Origin of the sequence: Winogradskya consettensis, from assembly GCF_018332715.1 — a bacterium.
GTDB classification, from domain to species: Bacteria; Actinomycetota; Actinomycetes; order Mycobacteriales; family Micromonosporaceae; genus Actinoplanes; species Actinoplanes consettensis.
Genome location: NZ_BOQP01000083.1, coordinates 21615 through 30733, shown reverse-complemented (window position 1 = coordinate 30733; position 9119 = coordinate 21615). Strand labels below are relative to the sequence as shown.

The 9119-nt window shown below is 67.5% G+C and carries 6 protein-coding genes; 3 read left to right on the top strand and 3 right to left on the bottom strand.

The genetic code is table 11. The annotated features are described in order from the left end of the window. Positions 1 to 369 precede the first annotated feature (369 nt). Positions 370 to 2088, top strand: coding sequence for a putative glycosyltransferase family protein (locus Aco04nite_RS47970; protein ID WP_308161762.1), 1719 nt, complete (start codon positions 370 to 372; stop codon positions 2086 to 2088). Here the strand turns inward: Aco04nite_RS47970 and Aco04nite_RS47965 are convergent. From Aco04nite_RS47965 to Aco04nite_RS47955, 3 genes are all read right to left on the bottom strand, one after another. Beyond that, complete coding sequence (locus Aco04nite_RS47965) at positions 2065 to 3573, bottom strand: glycosyltransferase family 87 protein (RefSeq protein WP_213003834.1); 1509 nt, start codon at positions 3571 to 3573, stop codon at positions 2065 to 2067. The genes Aco04nite_RS47970 and Aco04nite_RS47965 overlap by 24 nt on opposite strands. A gap of 174 nt (positions 3574 to 3747) precedes the next feature. Then, a complete protein-coding gene (locus Aco04nite_RS47960; protein ID WP_244876839.1) occupies positions 3748 to 6225 on the bottom strand; it encodes a transglycosylase domain-containing protein in 2478 nt (825 codons plus the stop codon). A 481-nt stretch (positions 6226 to 6706) separates the two neighbouring features. After that, entirely contained in the window at positions 6707 to 7177 is a 471-nt protein-coding gene (locus Aco04nite_RS47955; RefSeq protein ID WP_203837307.1) for a DUF5318 domain-containing protein, read from the bottom strand. Positions 7178 to 7332: 155 nt separating this feature from the next. On the opposite strand from Aco04nite_RS47955, the gene Aco04nite_RS47950 reads away from it, so the two are divergent. Then, positions 7333 to 7995, top strand: a complete 663-nt coding sequence (locus tag Aco04nite_RS47950; RefSeq protein WP_213003832.1) for a PadR family transcriptional regulator — start codon at positions 7333 to 7335, stop codon at positions 7993 to 7995. 20 nt (positions 7996 to 8015) lie between these two features. Continuing rightward, on the top strand, positions 8016 to 9095 hold the full coding sequence (locus Aco04nite_RS47945; protein WP_203837314.1) for an inositol-3-phosphate synthase: 1080 nt from the start codon (positions 8016 to 8018) through the stop codon (positions 9093 to 9095). Positions 9096 to 9119: the final 24 nt, after the last annotated feature.

Sequence of the window (9119 nt, the reverse complement as noted above, 5' to 3'; positions counted from 1 at the left end):
GCCGGAGCAGCCGGAGCGGCCCCAACGGTCGGCCAGGATGCCAAACGCGGTACCAAGAGCGCAGCGACCGCAACAGGCCGAGCCAAGGTGCCCACAGCAAGAACACCGACCGACCGACCCGACGACTCCACAAAGGCAGCCCCCGCGCTGTCGGACACAGTGCCGGCCAAGGCTGAGCAGGAAGCACCCGACCCCAGCAAGACCTCCGCGTCACCGGCAGACAGCGACCCCGAGGAAGGCAAAGCCCCAGACCCGCGCCGGAGCAGGCGACGACGGCGAAATGTCGAGTTTCCCACGGCCAGGCCTCCAGGCGCCCCGCCGGACCCGTGGACCGCCTTCGCTCAGGAGGCCGAGCGGTCTCCCGGGCGGGTGCGGCGGGCGGGCCGGGTGGTGGGGCGGGCGCTCATTCACGAGTACGCCCTGGTCGTCTACGGTTCGCTGGTGCTGGCCGCCGTGCTGACGTGGCCGGCTCTGCGGTATCCGTTGCATACCGTTCCGCAGGACATCTGGGATCCGTCGCGGCAGGCGTGGCAGATTTCGTGGGCCGGGCATGTGCTGCTCACCGAGCCGGCACGGTTGTGGCAGGCCAACGCGTTCTTCCCGGAGCACTACAGTTTCGCGTTCGGGGACAGTCTGCTCGGGTATGCGCCCGCCGGCATGATCGGCAGCGGGCCCCTCGCGGCTGTTCTGCGGTACAACCTCCTCTTCCTGCTCGCTCACGCCCTGCTGGCGGTCGGCGCGTATGCGCTTGTCCGGCAGCTGGGGTCCGGGCGGACCGGCGCGGTGGTCGGGGCCGTCGCCTTCGCCTATGCGCCGTGGCGGTTGGCGCAGGAGGGGCATCTCGACATCGTTTCCGCCGGGGGCATTCCGCTGGCGCTGGCGATGCTGGCGCGCGGGCACGGGTATTCGCTGCGGTACGGGTTCCGGGGCGGCCGCCGGCGTACGGGGTGGGCGGTCGCGGGCTGGTTGGTGGCGACGTGGCAGCTCAGTCTCGGGTTCTCGCTCGGGCTGCCGTTCGCGTACGTCCTGGGTGCCCTGATCCTTGTCGTGGGTGTCGCCGTGCTGGTCCGGCGGTTGCGGCATCGCGGGCAGGGGGCCGTGCTGGGGTGGCGACTGCTGGTGACCGACCTGATCGGAGTGCTGATCTTCGCGGGTGTCGGTGCGTTGATCGCCGTGCCGTATTTCCGGGTGCCGCCGACCGGGCCGGCGGGGGAGGAGATCTCGTTCTTCTCCGCGCCGGTGCAGAGCCTGCTGATCGGGCCCGCCGAGTCGCGTATCTGGGGGTTGCCGCACGAGGTGGCCCGGCAGTCGCTGGGCTGGCCGGCCGAGATGAGCTTGCTACCCGGTTTTGTCCTGTACGCCCTCGCGCTGGCCGGTCTGGTCTTCTCGATCTGGCGGGTGTGGCAGCGCCTGGTCCTGCTCGCCGCCGTCGTGGTCAGTGGGATCTTCACGCTCGGGACGACGTTCTTCGCGGGGCGCTGGACGTATCTGCCGCTCTTCGCGCATCTGCCGGCGTCGTTCGGCGTACGGATCCCCGGCCGGTTGATGCTCTGGGTGACCCTGTTCCTGGCGATCCTGGCGGTGGGGGCGGTTGCCGAGTTCGTACGGCGTGCCGAGCACATGGTCTCCACCCGGATCCCGCCGTGGCCCGGTCCGTGGCTGCGGCTGGCGACGTTTGTGCCGCTGATGCTGGTTCTCGTCGAGGGCTGGAACGCGACCGCGCATCCGGTGGTCCCTGCCCAGCCGGCGGCCATGCGCACGGTGCAGGGGCCGGTGCTGGTGCTGCCGACCGCGGCGCTGACCGATCAGACCGTGCTGCTCTGGTCGACGTCGCGGTTCCAGCAGATGGCCAACGGCAGTGGCGGGTTCGCGCCGCAGCGGCAGTCCGAGCTGCGTCAGGCCGTCGCGAAGTTCCCCGACGCCGCGAGCGTCCAGTATCTGCGAGCCCAGGGCATCGGCACGGTCCTGCTGCTGCGCTCCCAGGTGACTGGTACGCCCTGGGAGCGCGCAGGTGACCTCCCCGTCGACTCCTTGCAGATCAGCCGCGAGGACCTCGACAACGACTCAGTGCTGTTCCGCCTCAACTAACGGCGGCGGAAAAGACGGCGCGGGGGTCTTCTCGATGTTGAGCCGGCGGCGCAGCCTGATCGTCCAGTCCGCGTCGGGCGAGTCGTTGAAGGTGCCGCCGTCCGGGTCCTCGTCGTAGGTCTCCCGGACGATGTCGAGCTCCGGGCGCCAGATCTCGCGGACGACCAGACCCACCAGGACGGCCACCGTCACGAGGCGCAGCGTCGAGGCCAGCACGAACGTGCCCTCAGGAATGACCGGTTTGCCGCCCGAGCCCAGCAGCTCCGCGTAGAAGGCCGTGAAGTAGCCGATCTCCGCGACCGTCCAGGCGATGATCGCGCCCCAGCGGGGGCGGGCCAGCACGATCAGCGGCAGGAGCCAGAGAACGTACTGCTGCGACCAGACCTTGCTGAAGATCAGGAAGACGGCGACGACGAGAAACGCGATCTGCGACAGCCGCGGCCGGCGCGGGGCGAGCAGGCACAGCAGTCCGATCGCGGCGCAGGCGAGAATCGTCAGGGCGTACGAGAGGTGGTTGAGCGTGGGGATGTGATCGCTGAGCCATTGGAACGGGCCCTGATCACCCACCGCGCCGCTGTTCCACTTCGCGTCCAGGAACCGGCCGATGTACCAGAACGTGCCCCAGTCGACGGGCCTGGTGTCGTTGAGCTCGAAGAAGCGGTTCCAGCTCGTCCGGTAGAAGATCGCGATGGGCAGGTTCGTCGCTGCCCAGGCGAAGATCGCGCCGGCGAGGGCCAGCAGGAAGGCCTGGACCCGTCGCGACCTTAGCGCGAGCACGAAGAGCGGCCCGAGGATGAACAGCGGCCACAGTTTCGCCGCGCCACCCAGACCCAGCAGCAGGCCGGCCAGGATGGGCCAGCGGCGGGCCCAGGCGTAGAGGCCGAACATCGCGAACCCGATCGCCAGGAAGTCCCAGTTGACCGTGGCCGTCACCAGCAGGATCGGTGACAGCGCGAAGATCGCGGCGTCCCAGGGCCGTCGGCGTCGCAGGGCTAGCAGCACCGCCGCGGAGGCCACCGCGAGGACGGACAGGACCAGGGCGTTCGCGTTGTAGAACCACTTGCCCTGGTTGATCTCGGGGTAGCGGACGCCGAGCGCGTGCACGGGCAGCCCGAGGGCACCCATGAAGTAGCCCGTCACGACCGGGTATTCGACCGCGTGGTCGACGTAGGGCACCTTGCCCTCGTTGAGCCCCTCGGCGTAGTAGAGCGCCAGCACGTCGGTGTAGCAGAACCGCGTGTACTGGATGTTCTTCTGCCAGTCGCCGTCCTGGCAGGGCGATTTCTGCACCCAGCTGAACGCAAGCGTCATGCAGACCAGCGCCATGATGATCCGCGGCGCGGTCCAGAACCGGCCGCGGCGGGCGGCGGGCGACGTGGCGTGCTCGCCGACCGGCCCTCCGATCGCCTGGGCCAGGCCGCGGATGAAGCCGTCAGACTTCGCCGGCTGGTCGGTCCGTTCGGTCTCCGACGATGGCGCGCTCATGACTTGGCATCATGCCCCATCGGCGGCGGAAACGGGCGACCCGCACCGCGTCTTCCCAGAGCCGTCCGAAAGTCTTTCCGCGTCAGCGCCGGCACTTTTCCTCATCAGTGCCGGTAAACGAAACGGCGTGCGCACCGTTTCCGGTGCGCACGCCGCGACGTTCAGTCGATCAGGTCAGCCGTTTTCGTTGTTCGTGGTGGTTTCGGCTGTCCCTGGCGTGGTGGCCCCTGGCAGCGTGGTGTTGCCGCCGCCGTTGTTGTTGCCACCACCACCGTTGTTGTTGTCATTGTTGTTGTCGCCGTTGCCGTTGTTGTTGTTCCCGTTGCCGGTGTTCTGGCACTGCTGCGGGAACAGCTGGCAGAGCTGGCTGTTCGGGTCGACCGTCGGCGGCTGGACGACGACCGGCGGCGGCGGGGGCTCCTGCCCGGTCGCGTACTCGCTGTCGGCGTTGCCGGTCTCGACCCGCGTCGGGAATTCTTCCTTCTTCATGTCTTCCGCCTTGGTGACGGCGTTGATGAAGTCTTCCCAGATCTGGGCCGGGGTGCCCGAGCCGAACATGTCAGATTTGCCGTCGGCCTCGTGCAGCTCGACCTTCTTCGTCGCGCCACCGACCCAGACCGTGGCAGCCAGCTGCGGGATACCGCCGACGAACCAGGTGTCACCACTGCCGGAGTGGTTGTCCTTGCCGTCGTCGAACTCCCAGGTGCCGGATTTCGCGATGGCCTCGCGGCCGTTGCGCAACGTGTTGTTGGCGTGGTCCGGGATCTTGGCCATGACACCCTGCAGGTCGGACGTCCGGTCCTTGTCGAAGACCGTCTTCCCGGCCGTCTTCTCGCTCTTGTAAGGAACGAGCTTGCCGGTGTTCTGGTCGATCCGCTTCACCGTCTTGATGAAGTGCGCCTCGTGGCGCACCCCGTTGTTGACGATGGTCGCGACGCCCTGGGCGTGCTCCAGCGGGACGACGTGGTACTGACCGAAGCCGATCTCGTTGTCGAACCGGCCGTTCGCCTTCCAGTAGGCGGCGTCGGTCTTGGTGAGGTCGACCATCTCGCCCTTGTCGGTCCAGACGTGGGTGATGCCGGCGTCACGGGCGGCCTCGAGGACCTTCTCGCGGCCGATACCCTCGGCGATCTGGTAGAAGGGGAAGTTGTACGACTGGATCGTCGCGGTTTCCAGATCGCAGTACTTGATCTTTCCGCCACAGACCTTGCCCGGGTCGGCGCCGGCGTTGCTGATCGTGCCGCCGTCGGGCTTCTTCTTCGTACCGTCCCAGGTGGTCTTGAACGAGATGTCCTCGCGCTGGGCCGCGGCGAGCGTGTAGATCTTGAACGTCGAGCCGGGGGACTGGCCGGTGCCGCTGAAGCCGGTGCCGTCACCGTTCATGTAGCTGCCGTAGTCGATACCGGTGGGATCGTCACCGCCGTAATACCCGAGCACGCGCCCGGTCGACGGGTCGATGCCGATCACCGCGGCCTGGTAGCTCTTCGGCAGGTCGTGCATCGCCGAGGTCTTGCTCTTGCGCGAGCCGGCGGCCTCGGCGGCAGCCTGGACCTCGGGGTCGATCGTCGTCTGGACCGTCAGACCACCACGCGTGAACTCGGTCTCGGAGATGTTCATCTCGGCCAGCTCGGCCTTGACGTGCCGCATGATCATGCCGACCGGCTTGCTGTCGCCCGCGCAGGTCTTGCACTTGTTGGCGTTCGGCTTGTTGACCGTGGGGTATTTACGCGCGTCGTACTGCTCTTTGGTGATCCACTTCATCTCGAGCATGTTCGACATCGTGTATTCCCAGCGTTCCTTCGCCGCGCCGAGGTTGTAGTTGGGGTCGTAGCCCTTGTGACCGCCGTTGGGATCCGGCTCGGGCTGCTTGATGATCGACGCGAGCACCGCCGCCTCGGACGGAGTGATCGCGTTCTTCTGCCCCTCGGGCGTCATCACCGACTTGCTGAAGTACCCCTGCGCGGCGGCCTCGATGCCGTACCGACCCTCGCCCAGGTAGATGTAGTTGAGGTAGAACCCCATGATCTGGTCTTTGTCGTACGTCGACTCGAGCTTGCGCGCGATCACCGCCTCGCGCAGCTTCCGGTTGTAGCTGATCGCTTTCAGATCTGCCGCATACCGGGCGTACTGCTGCGTGATCGTCGAGGCACCCTGCTTGTCGCCGCCCGTGAAGTTGTTCCACGCGGCACGCATGATGCCTTTCATGTCAATGCCGGAGTGCGTGTAGAAGTTCTTGTCCTCGGCCGCGGCGACCGCGTGCTGGACGTAGGGGTTGATGCTCGCCTGCGGCACGACGGTGCGGTTCTGGGTGCCGAGCTTGGCGAGGACCTGGCCCTTGGCGTTGAGGATCACATTGGACTGATCCTCGGTCTTGGGGGCGGGGAGGTCCACGCCGTCGAAGAACCAGGTGCCCGCGACGACGCCGCCGCCGGCCAGGATCACCAGGACAGCCGCGGCAGCGGTGAGGATGTTGGCGCGGCGGCGCTTCTTGGCCGCCTTGGTGACGTTCTTGCCGCCGCCACCGAGCCCGCGACGGCCGTTGCTGCCGGGATCGTTGGGGCCGAGGCCGCCACCACCGCCGACAGCCGGGGACACGGGTCGCACGGCCGCGCGCGCGACCGAGGCGCGACCACCGACCGGGGCAGCACCCACCGAGGCACGTCCACCCACTGGCGCCGTTCCCGCTCCGACGGACGCACGACCACCGACCGGGGCAGCGCCCACGGAGGCACGTCCACCCACGGCGGCCGCCCCGACGGAAGCGGCGCCGCGAGGCGTCGCCGATCCGCTCACGCTCGCGCGGCCACCGGAGGGTCTCCGATAGGCGTCGGGCGCGGGACGATCGTCGTAGCCGGACGGATCGTCGTCAGGCGTGGCGGCAGCGGACGACCCGGGCACGCTGGCCCGGGCACGCGCAGACTGCGATTCGCCGTACGAGTTCATTCGGTTACACCTACCGGTCGCAGTGGCACGCCCGGAGAACCCTGGAGGGGCTCCCGGGGACTACGCCACGAACGGACGTTTTTGGGCTGCATCCGCGCAGCCGCCCTGTCGGATGTCGAAAATGACCGATTGCGACGCTGGATGCCCGTGTCGGTCCGGATCGTGTCAACGTTAGCGACGTTGAGGGCGATCACTGTCTGCCCTCCCGGCGATGTGACGACGACCCTGTCTCGCGGTGGCGGCCCGAGGCGGACGCGGCGACAGCCGTCGCGCCCTCTAGGAGTTCGTCGGCGCTCATTGCATCCCGGCCGAGCAGGAACTGCTCGATCAGGTGGTTCCAGGAACACGACTGGCACACCTCGACCACGAAGACCTGGAACTCACGCAGCGTCATCGCCAGGACAGGCAACTCGGTGAGTTTCCTTGCCTGGCCGGCGGACTGCTTGAGCTCGTCCCCATAGATGTAGTGCACCAGTGTGAGGTTGTCCCTACGGCAGATCGGGCAACGGTCATCGGTCGGCTCGCCATGGAACCGAGCTGCGTTTTTCAAGTACGGCGAGGCATCGCAGACCTCGAGCGTCCCGATCTTGCCATTGTGCACGTCACGCAGCAGCGCTCGCTTCTGTAGCGAGTAGTCGACGACCTGCCGCTGCGTGCGCATGGCGAAGAGAGTACGCGGTCCGCACCCGAACGGCGACAGCCATCACGCAGCGTGGCGTGGCGACTGCGAGGCATGACGATCTTGCTAATCCCCCGGGCCGGGCCTACGGTAGTGATGTATCGGCCCGATACATCGAACCGGAGGAGGTGGACCGAATGATCGAAATGGCCATCCTCGGTCTGCTCCAAGAGGCTCCGATGCATGGGTACGAGCTGCGCAAGGAACTCGCCACCAAGCTCGGCACCCTCCGCGCCGCGATCAGCTACGGCACCCTGTATCCGACCCTGAAACGGCTGCACCTCGCCGGATGGATCAGCGAGCAGGCTGCCGATACGAGCATCGTGCCGCCGATGACCAGCAAACGGGGCCGGGTTGTTTACAAGATCACTGCGGAAGGCAAGGAGCGTTTCGCCGATCTGCTCGCCCAGGCGGGCCCCGAGACGTATGACGACGCGGGCTTCGGCGTGCACTTCACCTTCTTCTCCCGGACCGACCGCGCGACCCGGCTGCGCATCCTCGAGGGCCGCCGGCGCCGCATCGAGGAGCGCCGGGAAGGCCTGCGGGACGTGTTGTCGCGGGCCGGCGACCGGCTCGACGCCTACACGCTCGAGCTCCAGCGTCACGGGCTCGACTCGTGCGAGCGCGAGGTTCGCTGGCTGGAGGAGCTCATCACCAACGAGCGCTCCGGCCGGACCCCCGCATCTTCTGCAGCCGCGGTGAGCACCAGCGCCGCGGAGAGCAGGACCAGCACTTCCGCAGCCGACCGGGCTGCGGGGGCACCCCCAGAAACACCGGCTCCGCATCAGGACCGGCCGTGATGAACAAGGAGGCAAACGCGATGGGCTCCGTCCGCGTCGCCATCGTCGGTGTGGGTAACTGCGCCTCGTCCCTCGTACAGGGCGTGGAGTACTACCGCAACGCCGACCCGAACGACCGCGTTCCGGGTCTCATGCACGTAACCTTCGGCGACTACCACGTTTCTGACGTGCAGTTCGTCGCGGCGTTCGATGTGGACGCCAAGAAGGTCGGCATGGACCTGGCCGAGGCGATCGTCGCCAGCGAGAACAACACGATCACGCTCACCGACGTGGCGCCGACCGGCGTCTCCGTCCAGCGTGGACCGACGTTCGACGGCCTCGGCACCTACTACCGCGAGATGATCGAGGAGTCGTCGGCCGAGCCGGTCGACGTCGTTCAGGCCTTCCGTGACGCGCAGGTCGACGTCGTGGTGTCCTACCTCCCGGTGGGCTCCGAAGAGGCCGACAAGTTCTACGCGCAGGCCGCCATCGACGCCGGTTGTGCGTTCGTCAACGCCCTGCCCGTCTTCATCGCTTCCGACCCGACCTGGGCCAAGAAGTTCGAGGACGCGGGTCTGCCGATCGTCGGCGACGACATCAAGAGCCAGGTCGGTGCGACGATCGTGCACCGCGCGCTCGCCAAGCTGTTCGAAGACCGTGGCGTCGAGCTGCTGCGCACCTACCAGCTCAACTTCGGCGGCAACATGGACTTCATGAACATGCTGGAGCGCAAGCGCCTGGTCTCGAAGAAGATCTCGAAGACCCAGTCGGTCACCAGCCAGATCCCGCACGAGATGATCAAGTCTGACGTGCACATCGGCCCGTCGGACCACGTGCCGTGGCTCGACGACCGCAAGTGGGCCTACATCCGGCTCGAGGGCCGCAGCTTCGGCGACACCCCGCTCAACGCGGAGCTGAAGCTCGAGGTGTGGGACTCCCCGAACTCCGCCGGCGTCATCATCGACGCGGTCCGCGCGGCGAAGATCGCCAAGGACCGTGGCATCGGTGGCCCGATCCTCTCCGCGAGCTCCTACTTCATGAAGAGCCCGCCGGTGCAGTACAACGACCACGACGCGAAGGCGGCCGTCGAGGCCTTCATCGCGGGCGAGATCGCCAGCTGATCCGAGCGACACCCCTGCCGAGCC